The sequence below is a fragment of the Bacillus sp. FJAT-27245 genome, from assembly GCF_001273955.1.
In the GTDB taxonomy this organism is placed as follows: domain Bacteria; phylum Bacillota; class Bacilli; order Bacillales; family Cytobacillaceae; genus Bacillus_D.
The window spans coordinates 2,862,081-2,886,041 of record NZ_LIGI01000001.1; the positions used below are offsets into that span (position 1 = coordinate 2,862,081).

The 23,961-nt window shown below is 48.8% G+C and carries 20 protein-coding genes, 1 other RNA gene and 1 other annotated feature; of the genes, 2 read left to right on the forward strand and 19 right to left on the reverse strand.

What is annotated here, in order from left to right:
• Positions 1-192 precede the first annotated feature (192 nt).
• The 14 genes from mltG to ADU24_RS14125 form a co-directional block, all read right to left on the reverse strand.
• Entirely contained in the window at positions 193-1,329 is a 1,137-nt protein-coding gene (gene mltG / locus ADU24_RS14060) for an endolytic transglycosylase MltG (RefSeq protein ID WP_053367230.1), read from the reverse strand.
• Positions 1,330-1,580: 251 nt separating this feature from the next.
• On the reverse strand, positions 1,581-1,874 hold the full coding sequence (locus ADU24_RS14065) for a DUF1292 domain-containing protein (protein WP_053367231.1): 294 nt from the start codon (positions 1,872-1,874) through the stop codon (positions 1,581-1,583).
• Positions 1,875-1,886: 12 nt separating this feature from the next.
• Positions 1,887-2,303 (reverse strand): Holliday junction resolvase RuvX, encoded by a 417-nt coding sequence (ruvX, locus tag ADU24_RS14070; RefSeq protein ID WP_053367232.1) that lies wholly within the window; start codon positions 2,301-2,303, stop codon positions 1,887-1,889.
• Position 2,304: 1 nt separating this feature from the next.
• Complete coding sequence (locus ADU24_RS14075; protein WP_048825694.1) at positions 2,305-2,571, reverse strand: IreB family regulatory phosphoprotein; 267 nt, start codon at positions 2,569-2,571, stop codon at positions 2,305-2,307.
• Positions 2,572-2,635: 64 nt separating this feature from the next.
• Entirely contained in the window at positions 2,636-5,269 is a 2,634-nt protein-coding gene (alaS, locus tag ADU24_RS14080; RefSeq protein WP_053367233.1) for an alanine--tRNA ligase, read from the reverse strand.
• 357 nt (positions 5,270-5,626) lie between these two features.
• A complete protein-coding gene (locus ADU24_RS14085) occupies positions 5,627-6,691 on the reverse strand; it encodes an AI-2E family transporter (RefSeq protein ID WP_053367234.1) in 1,065 nt (354 codons plus the stop codon).
• A 457-nt stretch (positions 6,692-7,148) separates the two neighbouring features.
• Positions 7,149-7,340: a hypothetical protein gene (locus ADU24_RS14090; RefSeq protein WP_053367235.1), complete on the reverse strand. Its 192-nt coding sequence runs from the start codon at positions 7,338-7,340 to the stop codon at positions 7,149-7,151.
• A gap of 12 nt (positions 7,341-7,352) precedes the next feature.
• Complete coding sequence (locus ADU24_RS14095; RefSeq protein WP_053367236.1) at positions 7,353-7,823, reverse strand: PRC-barrel domain-containing protein; 471 nt, start codon at positions 7,821-7,823, stop codon at positions 7,353-7,355.
• Positions 7,824-7,909: 86 nt separating this feature from the next.
• Positions 7,910-10,363: an SF1B family DNA helicase RecD2 gene (gene recD2, locus ADU24_RS14100; protein ID WP_053367237.1), complete on the reverse strand. Its 2,454-nt coding sequence runs from the start codon at positions 10,361-10,363 to the stop codon at positions 7,910-7,912.
• 38 nt (positions 10,364-10,401) lie between these two features.
• Entirely contained in the window at positions 10,402-11,067 is a 666-nt protein-coding gene (locus ADU24_RS14105; protein WP_053367238.1) for a tetratricopeptide repeat protein, read from the reverse strand.
• Positions 11,068-11,275: 208 nt separating this feature from the next.
• Positions 11,276-12,394: a tRNA 2-thiouridine(34) synthase MnmA gene (gene mnmA / locus ADU24_RS14110; RefSeq protein ID WP_053367239.1), complete on the reverse strand. Its 1,119-nt coding sequence runs from the start codon at positions 12,392-12,394 to the stop codon at positions 11,276-11,278.
• Positions 12,395-12,557: 163 nt separating this feature from the next.
• Complete coding sequence (locus tag ADU24_RS14115; protein ID WP_053368939.1) at positions 12,558-13,700, reverse strand: cysteine desulfurase family protein; 1,143 nt, start codon at positions 13,698-13,700, stop codon at positions 12,558-12,560.
• A 42-nt stretch (positions 13,701-13,742) separates the two neighbouring features.
• Complete coding sequence (gene cymR / locus ADU24_RS14120) at positions 13,743-14,162, reverse strand: cysteine metabolism transcriptional regulator CymR (protein WP_053367240.1); 420 nt, start codon at positions 14,160-14,162, stop codon at positions 13,743-13,745.
• On the reverse strand, positions 14,159-14,839 hold the full coding sequence (locus ADU24_RS14125) for a YczE/YyaS/YitT family protein (protein ID WP_053367241.1): 681 nt from the start codon (positions 14,837-14,839) through the stop codon (positions 14,159-14,161). The genes cymR and ADU24_RS14125 overlap by 4 nt, the downstream gene beginning before the upstream one ends.
• Before the next feature lie 173 nt (positions 14,840-15,012).
• Here ADU24_RS14125 and ADU24_RS14130 point away from each other — a divergent pair, with 173 nt between their 5' ends.
• Positions 15,013-16,284, forward strand: a complete 1,272-nt coding sequence (locus ADU24_RS14130; RefSeq protein WP_053368940.1) for a replication-associated recombination protein A — start codon at positions 15,013-15,015, stop codon at positions 16,282-16,284.
• Between the two features lie 194 nt (positions 16,285-16,478).
• Here the strand turns inward: ADU24_RS14130 and ADU24_RS14135 are convergent, their stop codons facing one another.
• The 5 genes from ADU24_RS14135 to ADU24_RS23365 all read right to left on the reverse strand — a co-directional run bounded on the left by ADU24_RS14135 (position 16,479) and on the right by ADU24_RS23365 (position 21,774).
• On the reverse strand, positions 16,479-17,252 hold the full coding sequence (locus ADU24_RS14135; protein ID WP_053367242.1) for a tRNA threonylcarbamoyladenosine dehydratase: 774 nt from the start codon (positions 17,250-17,252) through the stop codon (positions 16,479-16,481).
• 576 nt (positions 17,253-17,828) lie between these two features.
• Positions 17,829-18,015, reverse strand: a non-coding RNA gene (gene ssrS, locus ADU24_RS22645) — 6S RNA.
• A gap of 119 nt (positions 18,016-18,134) precedes the next feature.
• Positions 18,135-19,910, reverse strand: coding sequence for an aspartate--tRNA ligase (gene aspS, locus ADU24_RS14140; protein ID WP_053367243.1), 1,776 nt, complete (start codon positions 19,908-19,910; stop codon positions 18,135-18,137).
• Positions 19,911-19,922: 12 nt separating this feature from the next.
• Entirely contained in the window at positions 19,923-21,194 is a 1,272-nt protein-coding gene (gene hisS, locus ADU24_RS14145; RefSeq protein ID WP_053367244.1) for a histidine--tRNA ligase, read from the reverse strand.
• Positions 21,195-21,286: 92 nt separating this feature from the next.
• Positions 21,287-21,516 (reverse strand) — a binding site (T-box leader).
• Between the two features lie 81 nt (positions 21,517-21,597).
• Positions 21,598-21,774 (reverse strand): hypothetical protein, encoded by a 177-nt coding sequence (locus ADU24_RS23365; protein ID WP_053367245.1) that lies wholly within the window; start codon positions 21,772-21,774, stop codon positions 21,598-21,600.
• Positions 21,775-21,951: 177 nt separating this feature from the next.
• Here ADU24_RS23365 and ADU24_RS14155 point away from each other — a divergent pair, with 177 nt between their 5' ends.
• Entirely contained in the window at positions 21,952-23,688 is a 1,737-nt protein-coding gene (locus ADU24_RS14155; protein ID WP_053367246.1) for an SH3 domain-containing protein, read from the forward strand.
• Positions 23,689-23,961: the final 273 nt, after the last annotated feature.

Sequence of the window (23,961 nt, forward strand, 5' to 3'; positions counted from 1 at the left end):
AAGAAGCATGACCGGTATGCACTCGGCCAGGCCGCCTTGCCGTATTGGACGCTATTGTTTATTTTCAAGGGGAACCGCCCCTCTTTCCTGTAACCTAATAAATAAATGGGGCTTAACCCCGGAGGTATATAAAACACTTGAACAATTTTACCACAAGAAACGGGGAAAATCCACGTTTTTTCCCCGTCCTTCCTAGTTGTTGTTGGTAATATACTTTGCCTTTAAACGGTTGTGTTCCTGGAGTGTTTTTGAAAAGTGGACTTGCCCGTCCTTTGATGCAAGAAAGTAATAAAAATCTGTTTCTTCAGGATTTAGGGCCGCCTCGATGGACATCTTTCCAGCATTGGCGATTGGGCCAGGCGGGAGTCCAGTGTATTTATACGTATTGTATGGGGAATCGACCTCGAGATCCTTGTAGAGGACCCGATCCTTATGTTTTCCTTGGGCGTACAGGACGGTCGGGTCTGTCTGCAGCGGCATTCCCGCATCGATCCTGTTATAGAATACACTTGAAATTTTATGGCGGTCCGCCTTCCCGCTCGCCTCTTCCTCAATGAGTGAAGCCATCGTCAAAAGCTGATGGGGAGTATACTTTTTTTCTTTCATACGTTTTGAATAAGGGGAGAGCATTGCTTGCGTTTTATCAAGCATTTCGTATACTAGCTCGTCAACTGTCGTATTTTCCTTTGAAATAGGATATGTCGCCGGAAAAAGATAGCCTTCAAGCGGATATTTGACTTTTTCGCCAAAAATCTCATTCGTCAGCAAGTCAGGGTATTTCGCCATAAGGCCCTTGACGAATTCACGGTCATTTAGCCGCTGAAATACCTCTTCCTGTGTTTTGCCGGTAACCTTAGCCATCAGCGTCGCGATTTCAGCGAGCTGTTTCCCTTCAGGCACCGCCAGCCTGTGTTTTTCCTTTAGGACCACCTTGCCGGTTTTCAAGCTTTTGATGATTTCCGGCATGCTCATTGCTGCAGTCATTTTATAGTCGCCGGCCATGAAGCCCGATTCATTGTTGAACTTGACATAATACTTGAAAATTCGCGCATTCTTAATAATCCCATTCTTTTCAAGTGTCTCGGCAATCCCCGAAACCGAGGAACCGATTGGTATGGCTACTTCCTTGATTTCCTTGCTGGACGGGTCGACAGGCTCAAGGGCAGACTTAACATACAAATAGCCTCCGCCACCGATTAAGCCAACGAGTAAGATACATGCAAGCGAAATGGACAGGACGATTTTCCTGACAATTTTCGCCTCGCTCTGGTGCTCGATCAATTTTTTGCGGATTAAATCCTTTTTTGTATTTTTTGTATCAGCAGACATTCTGCTTTCCCCTCCTGTTTGCGACAGGACCTGCCTTCCACTATGAAATGGTCACTGCATTTTGACTATTATACACTATTTTTTTAAAAAACTACCGTCTCCATTTCAGCATAAGATGAATTCCTTGTCAATTTCGCCCGTGAAGGTTGGTATCTTGGAGGAGGCTCCGGTAGATATTTTATTTCTGATTTTGACTTATCTTTTATCAAGAAATAAAAAATAGGGGCCGGCAAGCCGGCCCCAACCTTTTATTAATCTTCGTGATCTTCCTGCTCATCAAGGAATGTATTCAGTACTTCCTCGATCATGTCCCACTCTTCATCCGTTTCAATTGGCAACAGGTCGCCGGCTTTTCCTTCGGCACCCGGGATAAAGGAGGAAGCGTGAATTTCAATTTCCTCATCATCGTTGTCATCTGCCCCTGCGGCATAGTACAGCACGTAAGATTTCTCGAACTCCTCTGATTCAAATGTATAAAGGATTTCGTATAGTTGTTCGTTGCCGTTCTCGTCTACTACTACAATCTGGTTATCACCATGTTCCATGTTATTCACCCTTCACTTTTTACTGTCTAGATATCCTTGGAGGATCATCGTTGCTGCCATCTTATCGATGACTTTTTTGCGTTTTTTCCGGCTTACATCCGCTTCGAGCAACACCCGTTCCGCGGCCATCGTGCTCAGGCGCTCGTCCCACAGCACGGTTTGAACGGAAAAGCGGCTTTCCACACCTTCTGCAAAGCGTTGGCTTGCTTCAGCCCGGGGCCCAAGTGTGCCATTCATGTTCTTGGGCAGGCCGATGACGACCTGGTCCACGCCATACTCTTTTATTATTTGACCTAAACGCTCAAAACCAAACTCGTTTTTTTCCTCATCGATCTTAATTGTTTCCAGACCTTGCGCGGTCCATCCGAATTCATCGCTGAGGGCGACGCCGACCGTTTTTGAACCGACGTCCAATCCCAAAATACGCATATCAGCCTCCGCGTTTTTGCTTCAAATAAAATTTAACCAGCACTTCAATGATTTCATCCCGCTCAAGTTTTCTGATGATGTTGCGGGCATCCTTATGGCGCGGGATGTATGCAGGATCGCCCGAAAGAAGATAGCCGACAATCTGGTTGATTGGGTTGTATCCTTTTTCCTGAAGCGCTTCATGCACCTGGAAAAGGACTTCATCTACATCATGTTCAAATGGCTCTTCAGGAAAATTGAACCTCATCGTCTTGTCCAATGAGCTCATTGCATGCACCTCGCCTTTGTATATAGGATGTAATATGTCCATTCTACACTACTTGCGGTGATTATCAAATTGATTTAACCCATTCTTCCGCGTATTGGAGTGCCCCTTCAAGCTTGGATGGGTCTTTTCCGCCTGCTTGTGCCATGTCAGGGCGTCCCCCTCCGCTTCCTCCGCATCTTGAAGCGACTTCCTTAACAAGCTTGCCGGCATGGTATCCCTTGCCGATAAGGTCTTCCGTTACGGCGGCGATTAGGTTCACCTTGCCTTCATTCGCGCTGCCAAGCACAATGATAGCCGAGCCAAGCTTTTGCTTTAGGTCATCGGCCATGCCGCGCAGCCCGGCCATATCCTGCCCCTGGACGGACGCTGCCAAAAGGGTTGCCCCATTGACTTCCTTCGCTTTGGACGAAAGGTTCCCGGCTTCAATATTGGCCAACCTTGCAGAAAGGGATTCATTTTCCCGCTGAAGGTGTTTCATTTCGCCCAGGAGGCCATCAATCCTTGAAGAAATATCTTTCGGATTTGCCTTGAGCTTTTCAGCGGCTTCTTTTAAAAGGTCAACCTGGCTGTTCAACAGCCTGTAAGCTCCCTCGCCGGTGACGGCTTCAATCCTTCTGATGCCAGCGCCAATGCCGCTTTCCGCAGCGATTTTGAACAGGCCGATGACAGACGTATTTGGAACATGGCAGCCGCCGCACAATTCAAGGCTGTAGTCGCCCACCTTGACCACGCGGACAATGTCCCCATATTTTTCCCCGAACAGCGCCATCGCGCCCATCGCTTTTGCTTCATCAATTGGCTTAAGGGAAATATCAACGGCAATGTTTTGCCAGATTTTTTCATTGACGATTTTCTCTACCTGCTCGAGCTCTTGAGGCTTTACCTGGCCAAAATGCGAGAAGTCAAAACGAAGGCGGTCCGCTTCAACAAGAGATCCTGCCTGGTTAACGTGGGTTCCAAGTACATCTTTCAGCGCTTGGTGCAAAAGGTGGGTAGCAGTATGGTTTTTAATAATCTTCACCCTGTTTTCCCTGTTCACCGCCGCGGCTACCTGCTGCCCTTTTTTAAATGTACCCTCTTCAATAATTGCGCGGTGGAGGTTCTGGCCATTTGGCGCCTTTTTAACATCCTTCACAAATACCTTTACCCCATCGCCAATGACATATCCCTGGTCGGCGATCTGCCCGCCGCTTTCCGCATAAAAAGGCGTTTTGTCGAGAATGAATTGGACTTCCTCCCCGGCGTATGCCTCGTCAGCCAATTCACCGTCTTTTACGATAGCCAATACAGCCGACTGCGTTTCAAGCTGGTCATATCCGACAAAGGTACTTTCGTCTTTAATTTCACCAAGGACCCCGCTTTGAACCTGCATGGATTCGACATCCTGCCGTGCTGAGCGAGCGCGTTCCCTCTGGGCTTCCATCTCTTGTTCAAAACCATTATGGTCAACGGCCATGCCGCTTTCTTCCGCGTACTCTTCAGTCAATTCAACAGGGAATCCGTATGTGTCATACAGCCTGAAAACATCAGCCCCGGAAATGACTGAACTGCCTTTTTCCTTTTCCTTTTTAATGACGGATTCAAGAATCGCAAGGCCCTCATGAAGGGTTTCATGGAAGCGTTCCTCTTCATTTTTAATAACCTTTTGGATAAATTCCTGTTTATCCTTCACTTCTGGATAGAAATCATGCATGATTTCCCCGACAACCGGAACGAGTTCATACATGAACGGACGGTTGATGCCGATTTGCTTTGCGTATCGTACCGCGCGCCGGAGTAGCCGCCTTAGGACATAACCGCGCCCTTCATTTGATGGGAGAGCTCCGTCGCCAATGGCAAACGCAACAGTCCGGATATGGTCGGCAGTCACCTTGAACGCCACATCAGTTTCCTTATTCTTTCCATATTTCGCACCTGAAATTTCTTCCGTCGCCCTGATGATCGGCATGAACAGGTCTGTGTCAAAGTTGGTTGGGACATTTTGGACAACCGAAGCCATCCGCTCCAGTCCCATTCCGGTATCGATGTTTTTCTTTGGCAGCGGCGTATACGTTCCATCCGGGTTATGGTTGAATTGTGAAAAAACAAGGTTCCAAACCTCCAGGTAGCGGTCGTTTTCCCCGCCTGGATACAGTTCCGGATCGTTCTGGTCATCACCGTATTCCGGTCCCCTGTCGTAGAATATCTCCGTATTCGGTCCGCTTGGGCCTTCGCCAATATCCCAGAAGTTCCCTTCCAGGCGGATAATCCGCTCCTCGGGAAGACCAATTTTCTTATTCCAATAATCGTATGCTTCCTGGTCTTCAGGATGGACCGTTACAGATAATTTATCCGGGTCAAAGCCGATCCATTTTTCCGAAGTGAGGAACTCCCATGCCCACTCGATCGCTTCTTCCTTGAAATACTCGCCGATGGAGAAATTTCCAAGCATTTCAAAAAAAGTATGGTGGCGTGCCGTTTTTCCGACATTCTCAATATCGTTCGTACGGATGGATTTCTGGGCATTCGTAATCCTTGGATTATCTGGAATAACACGCCCATCAAAGTATTTTTTTAATGTCGCAACGCCGCTGTTGATCCAAAGAAGTGATGGATCGTCATGCGGAACGAGCGATGCGCTTGGCTCGACCTGGTGGTTTTTTTCCTGGAAAAAGTCCAAAAACATCTTCCTGATCTGAGAACCTGTTAGTTGTTTCATTGGAATGCCTCCCTTTAAATTTGATAATTAGACACAAAAAAGCCCTCATCCCTGGACAGGGACGAGAGCTTTGCCTCGCGGTACCACCCTGATTATGGGCAAAACAGCCGCCCATCTCTCAATGCTGCCTTAACGCGGCATAACGGCAGTAGTTAGCTGCACTCGGGATTAGCCTTCTGCCATTTTTCACCCCGGGCTCCTTCCAGCCAATGGAAGCCCTCTCTGTCCGCGAAACGCGGTTGGATTGCGAATGGCATACTCGATCCTTCATCATGTTATCCAATGCAAATGTCATCTATAGCAAGCATTATAGCGATGCCGAACAAGTTTGTCAATTCAGGTAAAAATTTTAAGGGCTCAGGGGCGGCCGTTTGCGAAAATGGCAATGGCATGCAGGACGGCTACTTTTAAAATAGCCAAGATTGGCACAGCCAGAATCAGGCCGGCAATGCCCCCAATTTCCCCGCCTGCCAGAAGTGCCATCATAATTAACAGCGGATGCATATGAAGGCTTTTGCCGACAATATAGGGCGACAAAATATTGCCCTCGATAAATTGAAGGATAAACACAATGGCCAACGTAATGAAAATCAATTTGGTGGAGGAAGAAGCAGCAACCATGACAGCCGGGATAGCCCCGATAATCGGCCCAAAATAAGGGATGACATTGGTGAGAGCCACGACCAGCCCAAGCAAAAGCGGAAAGCGCAGCCCAAATAGCCAGAATAAGAGCGAGGAAATCACGCCCATGATTGTGCAGACCAATAGCTGGCCCCTGATGTAACCGCCGAGCGATTCATCGACATCGCGGAGAAACCGAATTCCCTGCCTGCGCCACTTTTTTGGCGTTAAATACCAGGCGGTTCTTTTCAGAAGAGTATAGTCCTTTAGCATATAAAATGCGATAAAAGGGATGACAATGATTATCAGTATGGAGCCAGCAAAGCCCGCAAGCCCGCCGATAACGAGGTCAAATAGGCGGTTCACCTTTTCTTCCGCCCCCGAGATTCCCCGATCGACCCTTTCCTGCATGCCTGCTGGCCATTTTTTCGTTTTTTCCTCAAGGCTCGCGATTATCCCCCTGTAATGGTCTGCGAAATCCGGCGCACTAGCGGAAAGCTCCTGGATTTGCGAAACAAAGGCCGGTATTCCTTTGTAGAGGGCAAGCCCGATTCCCCCGAAAAAAACGATGTAAATAAGCAAAACAGCGATGCCCCTGTGGACCCCCCGGGCATGCAGCTTTTCCACCACCGGATGGAGCAAGTATGTAATGAATCCAGCCGTCAAAAACGGGACAAGCAAGTACCCTATTACTCTTGCCGCAGGAATCCAAAAGGGTTTCAACTTCATCAATATGAAAATCGTCGACAGCAGCAGGAGGAAAAAAACAATCCGGTAAACCCATTTCATCTGGATGTTCATCAATGCGTGCCTCCTTCCCCGCTAGTTTTTGAAAGAAGAGGCGTGTTTATGCCTTGTAAATTTTGTGGGTTTTTTCGTGGCAACACATTAGGTGCTTCATCGCTCTTGGCGACGGCCACTTATGTTTATTCGCCCCGTTTTTTAAATGATTCGGACCATATTTCCGTTTATTCGCCCTATTTTTTCATGGATTCGCCTTCATCTAAATTTTCCAAATTAAATACTCCACAAACGCGCCGAATTTCCCGGTAAGAAACCTGCTCTATTTTTATAAATAGGTGCTTCATCGCTCTTAGGGGCGTCCACTTAGGTTTATTCGCCCCGTTTATTAAAAGATTCGGACCATTTTTTCGTTTATTCGCCCCATTATTTTATGGATTCACCTTTATCTAAATTTTCCGAATAAATAACGCCCTCATTCAGAAAACCAAAAAAGCCGGAATTCTACTCCCGGCTTTCAGCTTGAATAACGGCGTTCATTTTCATCGAAAAGATCATCAAGCGAACTCAAGGTTCCGTCCTCTTCGACCTGATGGGTATGGATGAGCCCTTTCACAAGGGACAGCTCGATAAAGCAGTTCCAGCAATAATACTGGTTAATGCCTATTTTGCCGATATCCTTGCTTTGGCAGTTTGGACAGCTGAACATAGGAAAGGCACCTCACACAGTGTCGGGATTTACGATGATGGCATCCTTTCCTATTGCCGCCGGGCCGCCCGGTTTAATGACTTTTTTACCGTCCTGCAGGTCCGAAAAGAATCCATCCGATAGTTCGTACCCTACGATTGTGCCCGCTTTTTCCAAAAAATATACGTCGTTCAAAAGCCCGAGTGTATCGCCATCCTCCGAAAAAACCATTTTCCCGGCAAGCGGACTAAAAAGCGCGGAACCTTCATTTTCTTTTCCATTCCGCTCAAGGCAGTCCGATGTTGGGATAATGATACCGTCAGGCCCAATTGATGTAATTGAACTGATTGCGAGAAAATGCCCCTGCTTAAAAAAAGTCCCTTTTTTCACAAGAATCCCCAGCACTTTCTCCCCCTCGATGAATAAATCCGAAACAACGCCAAGCTGCTCCCCGTTTTTTTCCGAAATAACGGGAAGGCCTTTCATTAACCCAAATGTCCTCACGAATTCTCCCGCCTTCCGGAAGTTGTTACCCAAGAGGGGCGGCAATCCCTAAAAACACGGGACCTTGGTTTATAGTTTCAGGCAAATTACATGAAATCATAAGGGGTAACGTTTTCCATGCCGATGAGCGGATCTGTCTTCATCAGCACTTCTTCTAGTGAAGCCCGTCCATAAGAGGCTCGGCCTTCCTGCACCCCATTTTCAGTCACTGAATCGGCCAGGACGGACTCATCCGTGCTTTCTGCTGTCTCTTCAATTTCTATCGCTTCCATTAGCCTTTCAGTAAGCGATGTCTGCCTTGTCTGTTCATCATTCCGCTCGATTCCGAGTCGGAATGCCTCTTCCTCGCCGCAGAGGATAAGGAACTGCCTGCTCCGTGTAATTGCGGTGTAAATCAGGTTCCTGCGCAGCATCCTGTAGTAACTCCTCGTAACCGGCAAGATGACTATCGGAAATTCGCTCCCCTGCGCTTTATGGACCGAACAGCAATACGCATGCGTGATTTGGTTTAAATCCTGGCGTGTATACGTCACTTCAATTCCGTCAAAGGAAATAATCGCCATATCCTGCTTTTCGGTATTTTCCTTTGCGTAAAAAATCGACACGATCTCACCGATATCACCATTGAACACATTGCTTTCCGGCTGGTTGACCAGTTGCAGCACCTTATCGCCAATCCTATATTTTACATCGCCAAACGCCAGCTCTTTCCTCTTGCCGTCCGGATTCGGATTGAATAATTCCTGGAGGATGACGTTGAGCCTGTCGATTCCGGCGGGTCCTTTATACATCGGCGCGAGCACCTGGATATCCCTGGCGTGGTAGCCTTTTTTCCGGGCATTGGCGGCTACCTTTTCAACAACCTGGGCAAGCTGGTTCCCATTGCATCTGATGAACGACCTGTCCGGCTGCGGGGCAGAAAGGTTATCCGGAAGCTTGCCATTTTTAATATCATGGGCAAGGCGGATAATGGAAGAACCCTCCGCCTGCCTGTAAATATCGGTCAGCCTCACCGTCGGAATCCGTTCCGAACGAAGCAAATCCTTCAGCACCTGGCCCGGGCCAACAGAAGGAAGCTGGTCCTCATCCCCGACAAGAATGACCTGTATCGTTTCCGGCAGCGCCTTGAACAGCTGATGGGCAAGCCAAATATCAACCATCGACGTTTCATCGACGATCAAAAGCTTTCCTTCAAGCGCGGATTCTTCGTCATGGCTGAATCCTTCACTCCCATTAAACCCGAGGAGCCTGTGGATGGTGACTGCCGGAAGGCCCGTCGATTCACTCATCCGTTTCGCTGCCCTTCCAGTCGGTGCCGCGAGAAGGATCGGAAAAGACTCATCTTTTTTCATATAATCCTTAGGGTCGAGCGAGCAGCCGTGAAGTTCGGCATACAGCTCGACGATTCCCTTGATGACCGTCGTTTTCCCCGTTCCCGGCCCACCTGTCAAAATCATCATCGGCGACTGGATAGCTGTCTGGATTGCTTCCTTTTGGGATGGGGCGTACTCCACCCCAAGCCGTTCCTCAAGCTCACCAAGCGCGAGCAGGAATTCAGACTCCGGAAACTGGGCACTGAATTCTTTTTGTTCGAGAATCCGTTTTATATTGGTCACAAGCCCTTTTTCGGAAAAATAAAGGGAAGGCAAATAAACGCGCTGGCCTTCACCAGCCACTTTTCCTTCTTCCTCGAGTTTGATCAGCTCGGTGGTAATATCTTTATAATCGATGACATCGCGCTGATTTTCCTCAAGAAGCGCCTTTACTTTTTCCAATAAGTCGCGGGCTTCAAGATAGACGTGCCCAACCTGCATGCTTTCGGTTTCAAGCGTATAGAGGCATGCGGCTTTGATCCTGTCCGGATGGTTGCCGGATATGCCAAGCTGGTAACCAAGCTCATCCGCCCTGCCGAAGCCGATGCCCTCGATATCTTCAACGAGCTTATAAGGATTCTTCTGGATGATATCTATCGTCGTTTCCTTGTAAACCTGGTAGATTTTCATCGACAACTGCGGCCCGAACCCATATTGGTTAAGGGCAACCATAACCTGTTCAAGGCCCTGGTGCTCCATCAGCGTATCATAGAGCATTTTCGCCTTATCAGGCGGCAGCCTCGGGACTGAATCAAGAAGTGAGGGCTGGTTCAGTATTCGGGAAATGGCATTTTCACCGAGCACTTCAACAATGCTTTCCGCCGTTTTCCGGCCGATTCCCTTGAAAATTTCACTCGACAAATAGGCAATAACTCCCTGTTTGGACTGAGGGATGTCCTTTCGGAAATGTGTCGCCTGAAATTGGAGGCCGAATTTCGGATGATCCTTGAATTCGCCATAGAATAGATAGGTTTCCTGGTCATGGAGCTTAGGGAAGTAACCGGTCACCACCGCTTCCCTGTCCTCATACGTGTCATTCGTATCATCGACCCTGATCCTTGCGACCGTATACAAATTCGTTTCATTGTGGAAAATCGTAACGATCGGCCTTCCTTTTACAAACTTCCCCTGTTCCGCAAACAGGTCGAGAGAATTCTGCTGGTCCATACCCATCCCTCCTTCAAACAATTTCGTCCAAACAAAAGTTAATTTTCTTTATTCAATGCGTCTTCAATAAAATTTTTCACACTGAGAGCCATCTCATGCCCTGGGTGAATTTTGATTGCTTCATCCAGCATTTCAAGCGCCCTGCCAGTCTGTTCCTTAAACGCAAGGGCGACCCCTAAATTGTAATAGGCATCGGCATGGTCCGGCGCAAGGCTGATACACTCTTCAAACTGGGGAATCGCCATGTCAATCATGCCTTCTTCCGCGAGGCAAAGGCCGTACTGGAAGCGCGCATCCACATCAGCTGGCTCAAGCTCTGTGCTCCGCTGCAAGTATGGAAGCGCAAGCCGCTTATTTCCGAGCTGGGCAGCTGACATCCCGAGCATAAAGTAATTGTCGCTGTTGTCGAGACCTTTTTTCATGGCGTTCTCGAACATTCCTTTCGCTTGGTCAAATCGGCCATTATTATAGTGGATTGTCCCGATGCTGTAGTAGGCTGCGGCCGCGTTCTCGTCCAGCTCAAGCGCCTTTTGGAAAAATTTCAGCGCCCGCTCTTCATCTCCCATTACAGCAAGCAGATTGCCGAAATTAATGTATGCGACCGGATCGCCCGGATTTTCTTCAATAGCTTCATTGAAGGCCATCGCTGCTTCTTCCCAGCTCCCGGCCTGCATCAGTTCGATTCCTTTTAGGTTTTTATCCATTATCATCACTCTCCGTCACGTGAAAGTATACCACACTATCCGGGGTTTTTTCTCCGGATTTTAACGAGCGTAGAAGCATTAAAAAGCAAACAAAAAACACCCGCCCCCCATTTAAAGGGAATCGGGTGTTTTGTATAATTAAGGACATAGCCAGCCTTTATTTACACCTTTGTTAACTTATGCTTACTAACAAGCCAAAGTGCCCGGCTTATCCTACGTAATCCAGCTTTTGCCCGTTCCGGAAAACATCGCCGATCGTACCGCCGCCGAGGCATTCATCCCCGTTGTAAAATACGGCCGCCTGTCCCGGAGTGACTGCCCGTATTGGCTCATGGAACAAAACCTCTACCTTATTGCCTTCGAGCAAGCGAACGGTAACTTTGTTATCCTCCTGGCGGTAGCGGAATTTTGCTGTGCAGTCAAATTCCTCTGCCTTATGCACGTCGGAAACCCAGCTGACATTGTCCGCAATAATCGAATCCGAATAAAGCAATTCGTTGTGGAACCCTTGCCCCACATAAAGGACATTCCGCTGTAAATCCTTGCCAATGACGAACCACGGATCGCCCTGTCCGCCAATGCCAAGCCCATGGCGCTGTCCGATCGTGTAGTACATCAAGCCGTCGTGCCTTCCCTTCACTTCCCCGTCCATCGTTTCCATATTGCCAGGCTGGGCAGGAAGGTACTGGCCAAGAAATTCCTTGAAGTTCCTTTCACCGATAAAGCAAATACCCGTGCTGTCTTTCTTCGCCGCGGTTGCAAGGCCGGCCTCCGTTGCTAGCTTCCGGACATCGGACTTCTCAAGGCTCCCAATTGGGAACATGACTTTGCTCAGCTGTTCCTGTGTAAGCTGATTCAGGAAATAGGTCTGGTCCTTGTTTTCATCAAGGCCGCGAAGCATTCTGTGCTCGCCGTCCCTGAATTCCACCTGTGCGTAATGGCCGGTCGCGAGATAATCCGCGCCAAGCTGCATCGCATGCTCAAGGAACGCCTTGAACTTGATTTCCTTATTGCACATCACATCAGGGTTTGGCGTCCTTCCCGCCTTGTATTCATCAAGGAAGTAGGTAAACACCTTATCCCAATATTGCTTCTCAAAATTAACGGCATAGTACGGTATCCCGATTTGGTTGCAGACCCGGATGACATCTTCGTAATCCTCGGTTGCTGTGCAGACGCCGTTTTCGTCGGTATCATCCCAGTTTTTCATGAAAATCCCGATAACATCATAGCCCTGCTGTTTTAAAAGAAGCGCCGCCACGGATGAATCCACTCCACCCGACATGCCGACGACAACGCGTATATTTTTATGGTCTTTCGTTTCCATCCTTTTCACCACACTTTTTTAAAAAGTAAACTCCCTATAGTGGGAGCTTGTGTTTATTCCACCGCGCCTGTTGGTACGAGTGGGATAAAAAGGCCGGGGGACTGCCCAGCCTGAATGATTTTTTTAAAAAAACTTTCCCGAAAATAGATGCGTAAGTTACCGCCTAGCCGCGCAACCTTTTCACAATCCGTGCCGTCTCGCGTGCAGCCTTCACAACTTTCTCTTCTGTCATGCCAAGCCCGAAGCTGAACCGGATCGAATTTATAATCCGTTCCGAGTCCTTTCCGAACATGGCGACAAGCACATGCGACGGTTCAATCGAGCCTGCCGTACAGGCCGAACCGCTAGAGGCGGCTATTCCGGCAAGGTCCAGGTTGACGAGCATTGCTTCGACATTTGTACCGGGAAAACTAAAGTTTACTATATGAGGGAGCGACTCGGCAAGAGAACCATTCAATTGGAACGTAATAGATTCTTCTTCAAGTATAGCCATGAACATTTTTTTAAAGCGCACATACTCAGCCGCTTTCTCATCCACATTCTCTCTCATAACCTTTACCGCTTCACTGAAACCTTCAATCGAGACAAGGTTTTCTGTCCCTGCGCGGCGCTTCCGTTCCTGTTCGCCGCCAAATGTTCTTGGGGCAAGCTTGATTCCTTCTTTTGCATAAAGGAAACCAATTCCCTTTGGCCCGTTCACTTTATGGGCGGATACAGACAGCATGTCCACTCCGGCTTTGTTGACATCGAGCCTCAAAAGCCCGTAAGCCTGGACGGCGTCAGTATGGAACAGCGCCTGATGCCCGGCAAGCAATTGCCCGATTTCTTCAATTGGCTGGATTGTCCCGACCTCATTATTTGCATACATAATAGTTACAAGAATCGTATCATCCCGCAAAGCCTTCTCAACATCGGAAACGGAAACGCGGCCTTCCTCATTTACAGGCAAATAAGTCACTTCAAAGCCAAGCTTCTCCAGCCTCATGCAGGCGTGCAGAACAGCATGGTGCTCAATCGTGGATGTAATGATATGCCGCCCTTTTTCGCTTAAGGCTTCCGCGGCTCCAAGAATGGCCATATTGTCCGATTCCGTTCCACCGCTTGTAAAAATAATTTCGTTCGCCTTGGCCCCGATGCTGGACGCGATTGCCTGCCTTGCTTCATCAAGCTGGCGCCTTGCTTCCCTGCCGAATGAGTGGATGCTCGATGGGTTCCCGAACATCGTCCCCATCGCCTCCGACATCCTCTCAATCACCCTTGGGTGCATTGGGGAAGTGGCGGCATGGTCCAAATAAATCCGTTCCATGTTATCACCTTTCATCATTAAGGTCTTTACCCTATTGTTCCATTAAATATAAAACATATAAGAATCCTGGCCGCCATCATCTGTATGGTTCGCCAAGTCTTCAAGAGTCGTACTGTCAAGAACGCCCCTGATCGCATCCCTGATTCTAGTCCAAAGTTCCCGTTTCGCGGGCTCCTCATCTTCTATTCCTTCAACCGGCGTAATCGGCCCTTCAAGGACACGGATAATATCGCCGGTTGTAATTTCGCCCGGATCCCTTCCAAGCAGGTAACCGCCATAGGCGCCCCGTATGCTTTTTACAAGGCCTGCATTCCTTAAAGGGGCAATCAATTGTTCCAGGTAATGCTCCGACAAATCATTGGCCTGCGCGATCGTCTTTAAGGAAACAGGCCCTTCCCCATGCTTTTTCGCAAGCTCGATCATGATTGTAAGTCCGTAACGCCCTTTCGTTGAAATTCTCAAAATCCCGCACTCCTATCCATTGGCACAGCCTCTTTCATCTCTGTACCCTTCAATTTTCCCAAAATCGTGTCAGTCAAAGCAAAACACTGTGGCAGGGCAATCCCTGCGAGCGGGCCAATCGCAACGCAAAATGCAATCGTCCCCCAGCTTACCGGGCCGCCCAGCCGCCAGCCGATAATCAGCACGGCCAATTCAATCGCGCCCCTGACATTCCTCACCTTCCAGCCAGTCTTTCCAATAATCGCCGCCATCAGGCTGTCCCTCGGACCCGTTCCAAGGCTGGCCGAAATATATACGCCCATTCCGTACCCTATAAAAAGAAGCCCTATTGCGAACATTGCGATTTGGCCAAAAAGCCCCGCAGGCTCCTTGAGGAATGGAATAAGCATGAATATATCGATAAAAATCCCGACAAGAATCATATTCAAAAAAGCCCCAATATGGGGAAATTCACGTGAAATAAACGCTGAGGCCGCCAGTATCGCAAACCCGGCGATAATCGTCCAGCTTCCGACAGTCAGGCCAAAATGATTATAAAGGCCAACATGAAAAACATCCCAGGGCGAAGCGCCCGAACCGCTTTTTATGAGCAACACGACTCCAAGGGACATCATCAGAAGCCCGAATGTATAAATCGCAAACCTCGGCCCCAATTGACCCTTTCTTTTTTTGAACATTAAAGAACCCCTTTGCTTTTGGAAAATAAAATCCTTAGTAAGTTGATAGGCTTTTCAAATTATAGCACACTGGCAGTCAATATGCATTACCTCCAAATCACTCAGCCTTGGTTGGGCGGCCGCCCGCATGATACACTAATAGATAGATTTGCTAATTGGAGAGATGGACAATGATGCAGCAAAAACCGCTCGCCTACCGGATGCGGCCCAGGACGTTGGAAGAAGTCTGCGGGCAGGAGCATCTCGTCGGCGAGGGAAAAATCATATCAAGAATGGTCAAGGCGAAACAGTTATCCTCCATGATCCTGTACGGGCCGCCCGGCATCGGAAAAACCTCGATTGCCAGCGCGATTGCCGGAAGCACCCGCTACGCATTCAGGACGCTGAACGCGGTGACAAATAATAAAAAAGACATGGAAATCGTCGCGGCAGAAGCGAAAATGTCGGGAAAAGTCATCCTTCTTCTCGACGAGGTGCACCGCCTCGACAAGGCAAAGCAGGACTTCCTGCTCCCTTATTTGGAGAACGGGATGATTACGATGATCGGCGCGACGACGAGCAACCCTTTCCATAGCATCAACCCGGCCATCCGGAGCAGATGCCAGATTTTCGAACTAAAGCCGCTGGAGCCGGACGATATTAAAAAAGCCATTTTCCGGGCAATGGAGGACGATGAGCGAGGCCTCGGCTCATTGAAGATTGAAATGGACAGCGATGCCCTGGAGCATTTTTCAAAAGGGGCAGGAGGGGATGTGCGCAGTTCCCTGAATGCTGTTGAATTGGCGGTACTGTCGACCGAGCCTGACGCAAATGGAGTAATCCATATCGATTTGAAAACCGCCGAGGAATGCCTTCAGAAAAAGAGCTTCGTCCATGATAAAGACGGCGACGCCCATTACGACGTTTTGTCCGGATTCCAAAAGTCAATCCGCGGCAGCGATGCAAACGCGGCGCTCCATTATCTCGGAAGGCTCATTGAAGCGGGCGACCTGCCAAGCATCGCGAGGCGGCTTCTCGTGATTGCGTACGAAGATGTCGGGCTAGCCAATCCTCAGGCGGGGGCGAGAACGCTTGCCGCTATCGAAACAGCCGAGCGGATCGGTTTTCCGGAAGCACGAATCCCCCTCGCCAATGTGGTCATCGAGCTTTGCCTATCGCCAAAATCGAACTCGGCGATCATGGCGATCGACTCGGCGCTCGCCGATATCCGAAAAGGCCTAGCCGGGGAAGTTCCCGACCACCTCAAGGACGCACATTACAAAGGAGCAAAGGAACTTGGCCGCGGCGTCGATTACCTGTACCCGCATGATTACGAATCCGGATGGGTCCGACAGCAATATCTGCCCGACAGGATAAAGAACAAAAAATATTACGTCCCGAAAAAGAACAGCAAATTCGAACAGGCTTTTGCGTCTGTTTATGAAAAGTTGAACGGGAACAAATAATTACTTTATGAAGTTTTTGCCAAAAATCGCCCAAAAAGGCAAATCGCGGCGAAAATTTTCCCAACTTATAATTCTTTGGAAAAGGGAGCCCGCGCCAGAAATTCGCCCGAACATGAAATCCCCCGGTGCGATAAACACCCGGGGGATTTTTATATAGCAATTTATTCAATTTCCCTTGGCGTTCGGCTCAGCAATCACTTCTCGCCGGCATCGGCAACGCGCTCGATTTTAATATCCTTTAAAAGCTCGCGGATTACATAGCTCGCCATAATTAGCCCCGCTACTGACGGAACGAATGCATTGGAAGACGGGGGCATTTGCGCTTTCCGTATTTCCGCCTCGTCATTTCCGACTACTTTGCGTACATCTTCGCGGATAACAATCGGGCTCTCATCGGAAAACACGACCGGAACCCCTTTGCGGATGCCTTCCTTCCTTAGCTTCGTCCTGATCACTTTCGCAATCGGGTCAGTATGCGTTTTGAAAATATCGGCGATTTTAAAGCGGGTCGGATCCATTTTATTGGCGGCACCCATGCTCGAAATCATCGGAATTCCGCGTTTTTGGCACTCTTTGATCAGATGGATTTTATACATGATCGTATCAGAGGCATCGATGACAAAATCCGGCTTGTACGCAAACACTTCCTCGTATGTTTCTTCCGTATAAAACATTTTGAGAGAAATAACTTCGCAGTCCGGGTTAATGTCGGCAATCCGCTCCTTCATGAGGTCCGCCTTTGGCTTTCCGACCGTAGACAGAAGCGCGATTACCTGCCGGTTGACGTTGGTAATGTCGACAACATCCTTATCAATAAGGATAAGGCGGCCAACCCCCGAACGTGCTAGCGCCTCAGCCGAGAACGACCCGACTCCCCCGATTCCAAGCACCATCACCGTGCTATTTTTCAAAATATTCAAGCCTTCCTGGCCAATTGCAAGCTCATTCCGAGAAAATTGATGCAACATTCTACTCACCCCAATTTAGGTTTACTGTTTCGTATGTATCTTTTACCCGATAAAATATATAACATACCTTCTGTAATAGCAAGGAATTGTTTTGAGTCTTGTTGGGCCCTCTGCTTAGCTGAGCTGTCCAAATTCCTACCCCATTTGGACAGCGAAGTTGCTGAAATGCCATTTGATTGTCTGAAAATTTAGATAGAGGCGAATCCGTTTGGAAACGGGGCGAATAAACTCAAAAACGGGGTGAATGTTTTAAAAATCAGGGCGAATGATAGATTCTGATCTTTTTGAACAAAGGGATTTAGACTCGCAACCCATCAAAATTCAGTTTGCTGTCCAAGTCCATGCTTTATTTGGACAGCGAGGTTGCTGAAATGCCATTTGGTGTCCAAAGACCCCTTTTCTTAGGACAAGAACCCAGCTTTTCCGCCACGCTGTTTTGTATCCAAACTCATTTCCCAAGGGCGCTTGTGTAAAAAGGGGCCCATGCCACCGGGTCTACAACCCACCGCGAACACACCAAAAAGCCCGCGGCATTCCTGCAGCGGGCGTTTCAAACAAATCCTATAAACAGGGCAGAAGAGTCCCAAATTTGTGCCGTCGCCGATTTCCTTCGTTTTGGCCCGCTTAAAGCAGGTGGGTGTCCTGTTCACTGTCGTTGCAAGTCCCCGGGTAAGGGGCATTTGCACGGCAGAGAAACGCAGACTCCCGAAGAAAAAATGTTCGGTCAAAACATTAGGCGATGCAACGTACACTTCAGGACTCTTCTTAATTGACTACATCATATCATATAGGCCGGGGGTTTTTCAAGAAACAACCTGTAGTCCATTTTCTTCCTTGTCCCCCTTTTTAAGGGATTAAGGAAAGAATTTTCCCAACTTCCGGCTACTCGTTTTTTGACTTTGTCAAGGCAAGGTTAAGCTCATCAAGCTGCGATTGGCTTACTTCTCCAGGCGCGTTCGTCAGCAGGTCGCTCGCCGAAGCTGTCTTCGGGAACGCAATCGTATCGCGAAGGTTTGTGCTGCCAGCAAGCAGCATGACGAGCCGGTCCAGGCCAAGCGCGATTCCGCCGTGTGGAGGCGTTCCATACTCGAACGCTTCAAGCAGGAACCCGAATTGTTCCTTCGCTTCTTCCTGGGTAAAGCCGAGCACCTCGAACATTTTTTCCTGGATGTTCCTTTCAAAAATACGCAACGATCCCCCACCAAGCTCATAGCCGTTCAACACAAGGTCGTACGCCTGGGCGCGGACTTTGGACGGATCTTCATCAAGCAGAGCAAGGTCTTCCCTGAACGGCATCGTGAACGGATGGTGGGCTGCTTTGTAGCGTCCATCCTCTTCGGAATACTCGAGGAGCGGCCAGTCGGTAATCCAGAGGAAATTGAACTTGTCCTGGTCAATCAGGCCAAGGTCTTTCCCAAGTTTAAGCCTTAGTGCGCCGAGCGCATCGGCAACGACTGATTTTTTATCGGCGACGAACAGGAGAAGGTCGCCCGCTTCAGCTTCCAGTACGGCGCTGATTGCTTCGGCTTCTTCAGGAGAGAAGAATTTCGCGATTGGCCCTTTCAATCCGTCGGCTTCAACCTTCAGCCAGGCAAGCCCCTTGGCGCCGTAGACAGCGGCGAATTCGCCCAGCGCGTCGATGTCCTTTCGGGAATACTTATCCGCCGCACCCTTAACGTTAATCGCCTTTACCTGGCCGCCATTTTCAATCGCGGCCGCGAATACTTTGAAGCCGCAGCCGGCGACAACTTCTGAAAGGTCCTTCAGCTCCATTTCGAAGCGTGTATCCGGTTTGTCGGAACCATAGCGGGCCATCGCTTCCTCGTAGCGCATCCGCGGGAATTCAGCGGGAACCTCGATTCCTTTTACTTCCTTCATTAGTTTAGACATCATTTTTTCCATCATCGCGATGATGTCGTCCTGGCTCATGAAGCTTGTTTCAATATCGATTTGTGTAAATTCCGGCTGCCTGTCCGCGCGAAGGTCTTCATCACGGAAACAGCGGGCGATCTGGTAGTACCGCTCGACACCGCCGACCATCAATAGCTGCTTGAAAAGCTGCGGCGATTGTGGCAGCGCGTAGAACTCGCCTGGGTGGACGCGGCTCGGAACAAGGTAATCACGTGCTCCTTCCGGGGTGCTCTTCGTCAAAATCGGAGTTTCAATATCAAGGAAGCCCTCTCCATCAAGAAAGTCGCGGATTGCTTTCGTTACATTGTGTCGCATTTTCAGTGTTTCAAAGATAACCGGACGGCGGAAATCCAAATACCTGTATTTCAGGCGGACATCCTCTGAAGCATCGGTCCGGTCGGAAAGGATGAATGGAGGAGTTTTCGCTTCATTAATGATCGTTACACTCTCAGCCTGGATTTCAATTTTCCCGGTAGAAATATTTTCGTTGATTGTCCCTTCGTTCCTCGCGACAACCGTACCGCGGATATCAAGGACGTACTCATTGCGAATTTTCTCGGCTGTCGCTAGTGCCTCCTCGGATAAATCCGGGTTAAAAACAACCTGGACGATCCCTGTCCGGTCACGCAGGTCGATGAAAATCAGTCCGCCGAGGTCGCGCCTCTTCTGGACCCATCCTTTTAAAAATACCTTTTCGCCAACTGCGGATTCTGGAACCTCGCCGCAAAAATAACTTCTGCCATACATATTGTTTCCTCCTTACCCCTGCTGTTCCCGGAACTTTTCAACAAAAGAAGCAAGTGCGGCTTCCTGCTGCTCACCGGTTTCCATATTCTTAAGATTGATTACGCCTTTATCAAGTTCATCCTCGCCAAGGACAGCGACAAAACGGGCATTCAGCCTGTCCGCTGCCTTGAATTGGGCCTTCAGCTTCCGGCCAAGGTAATCGCGCTCCGCGGAAATCCCCTGATTGCGAAGCTGCTGGAGGAGCCCGACAGTATAATCCTTCGCCCTGTCTCCAAGTGAAACAAGGTAGCAATCGATTTTCTTTTCAACCGGAAGGGCAACCTTTTCGGCTTCAAGCGCCGCGATAAATCTTTCGATGCTGAGCGCGAATCCGATACCCGGAGTTTCCGGTCCGCCAATCTCTTCGGCCAGCCCGTTATAACGGCCGCCCCCGCACAATGTCGTGATCGAGCCAAAGCCCTCGGCATCGCTCATAATCTCAAACGCTGTATGGTTGTAGTAGTCCAAGCCCCTAACAAGATTCGGGTCAATCTCAAACGGGATGCCAAGCTCACCAAGATACTTCTGGACTTTTTCAAAATAATCCCTTGAGCCTTCGTTCAGGTAATCGATAATTGAAGGCGCATTTTTCATGAGTTCATGGTCGCGGTCCTTTTTGCAATCGAGAATCCTTAAAGGATTTTTCTCCAGCCTGTTCTGGCAATCGCTGCAAAACTCGCCAATCCGCGGTTTAAAATGGCTGACGAGCGCGTCCCTATGCGCTTTTCGGCTTTCGGCATCGCCAAGGCTGTTCAGGACAAGCTTCAGCTTTTTCAAGCCAAGCTCCCAATACAGATTCATCGCGAGCGAAATCACTTCCGCATCAATTGCCGGGTCATTGCTTCCGAGCGCCTCGACGCCAAACTGGACGAACTGGCGGAAACGGCCCGCCTGCGGACGTTCATACCGGAACATCGGCCCCATATAATAAAGCTTCACCGGCTGGCCGGGATTGCCGAACATCTTTTTTTCGACGAAAGCGCGGACAACCGCGGCTGTCCCTTCTGGCCTTAGCGTAACACTGCGTCCGCCCCTGTCTTCGAATGTATACATTTCCTTCTGGACGATATCGGTTGAATCTCCAACCCCGCGGCTGAACAGTTCGGTATGCTCGAAAATCGGCGTCCTGATTTCCTCGTATTGGTACAGCCTGCAAAGCCTTTTTGCCGTATCCTCAATCAATTGCCACGTTTCCACCTGGCCAGGCAAAATATCCTGCGTTCCCCTTGGGATATTGATTGTCATGGGTATTCCTCCTTTTGTTTGTGGTATGGGTTTTTATCCCCGCGCTTAACCTGTAAAAATATAAAAAACTCCCCTCCCCTGTTTATTTCTAAACAAGGGACGAGAGTTTTGGAATCCCGTGGTGCCACCCTAATTGAAGCCCAAAAGCGGGGCTCCCTCTTTTACAGTTAACGCCTGCTACGTCCTCCCCTACTGTCAGTTCAGGGAGAAACCTACGGAGTGTTCATTCATTAAACCGTCATGCGGAATTGCTTTCAGCCGGGGCAATTCCTCTCTGGCCATGATCTATGGCTTAACTACTATGCTCCATCATCGGTTTTCATCTTATGTACATATATGCCGGGCGTTATAGCCTGTGCTTCCTATTATAATAATGAGCCAGCCATGAGATGTCAATACTGGATTAGGAACGTTCCAAATGTTTCTTCAATTTTTGGACATCCCTGATCGTCAGGCCGAATTCGCTTGCAAGTTCAAATGTTCCTGAATGCTGTTCCTTTTCAAGAAAATCGTGAAAGTCGACCCCGAATAATGCCTTGCTGCCCGTATTTGCATGCAATCCTTTTTCACTGAACCTCATCCGTTTTATCCTCCAGTCAGCATTCTTTTTCCTAGTCTCCCCATTTTCGAAAAAATGTTTCAGTAAGCGTAGATATTATTTTCCCAACCGCTAATTTTTCCAAAAAGGGAGATACTGAATGAAATTGTTCAAACTTTCCGCTAGAATAGATTAATAGAATAGGATGGGAGGTTGCGAATGGAAAAAAAGATTTATTTACTGCTTGCATGCTGCATACTGCTAATCGGGACATTGTTCCCCTTGAAGGAAGCCGCTGCCGGACAAACCGCCGCCGCAGCCGTCGACAGCCTCAATATCCGAAGCGGGCCTGGCCTCAGCTATAAAGTGGTCGCCACTGCTAAAAAAGGCGCCAGGTTTACGGTTTTGGGCACGTCGGGTGAATGGGTTCAGCTTCAGATGCCTTCAGGCGGGACTGGCTGGGCCGCGGACTGGCTGTTGACAATGAAAAGCGAAAATACATCCTCGGAGTCGTCAGTGGATAATTTGAGGATCAGAAAAGGCCCTGGGACGGGCTATGGCATTGTCGGCTATCTTGCTAAAGGACAAGCCGCCGAAGTACTCGAAAAATCGGGCGAATGGGCAAAAATTGCAAGCAAATCCGGGAATGGGTGGGTTTCGGCACAATTCCTGCAACAGTCCGTAAAAGCTGAAAGCAATGTGAAGGAAAAACAAAACGAATCCGCCATGGAGCCCTCTAGGGAAAAAACAGTCAACGCCAACTTCCTGAATGTCCGCCAGGAACCTTCACTTTCTAGTGAGCTCATCGGAAAATTGGCCAATGGAACCAAAGTGGAAGTTGTTTCGGAAGGGAACGGCTGGGCACTAATTTCTTTTTCGGGGAAAAAGGGCTGGGTCAGCTCTGAATTCCTTTCACCCCAGTCCGAAGAAGCGCTTCCAACCCCGCAGCAAAAGCCTGCAGGCGTCTCGGGAACTGTAACAGCGACTGCGTTAAGCGTGCGGAGTGAAGGCTCGCTCAATGGCAAAATCATTTCCAGCGTTTCGAAAGGACAAACATTCACCATTTTGGAAGAAACGAATAACTGGGCGAAAATTGAGTATTCTCCCGGCAAGATTGGCTGGGTCGCAGGCTGGTATCTTGACAAGTCAGCAGAAGGAAACGCGCCCGCGCCACAGGAGGTAAAAGAAAGCTGGGCGGCCATCCTTTATGATGGCACGAATATCCGCCAAAAGCCTTCCCTCGATTCAAAGGTCGTCGCACGGGCTAATAAAGGCGCGGAATTTAAGGTCAAAAACATTTCCGGAAGCTGGTATGAAATCGAGCTGAAAGGCGGCCAGTCGGGTTATGTCGCCGGCTGGATCGTGGAGGTATCCGGAACCGCACCGCAAATTAACAAATCAGGCGGAGAGGCCTACCTGAAAAATAAGGTGATTGTGATTGACCCTGGCCATGGAGGCATAGACAATGGCACGACCGGGGTAAGAGGGACGTTCGAAAAAGGGCTCACCTTGAAGACTGCGACTCTTGTTTCAAATAAACTTGCCGCAAAAGGCGCGAAGGTAATCATGACAAGGGACAGGGATACATATCTCTCGCTGCCATCCCGGGTCGGATCGGCCCATATTCACGGAGCGGACGCTTTTATCAGCATCCATTATGATTCCAACTACGACCGAAGTGTGAGGGGAATGACTACATACTATTACCATTCCTATCAAAAAGAACTGGCGGCCACTCTCCAGGCGTCAACTGCAAGCGCAACAAAGTCGCATAGCCGGGGAGCAAGGTTTGGAGATTATCATGTTATCAGGGAAAACAAGCAGGCTGCCGCCCTGGTTGAACTCGGCTATCTCAGCAATGCCGAAGAAGAACTGGCTGTCCTGTCAAATCACTTCCAGGAAGCCGCATCAACAGGCATTGTTGATGGGCTTGCGCGATATTTTAAAGAAAAATAAGCAAAAACCGTTAAGGACAATTCCACCGGCGACGGCTAGCAAAACAGCTAAATAATTATGCGAAAATCCCCTTGGGCAAAGGGGATTTTCTTTTTACGAGATTTGCTGGATTCTATTTGCGGTTTTTCAATTAATTTTTTGAAGAATATCGTTAATTTTTTTTGAAGAATATTGATTATTTTTTGGAAGATTATCGATTGTTTTTTAGGATATCGATTCATTAAATTCAAGATATCGATTAAACTCACGGCTGCCCCCGGAATTCGTCGCATA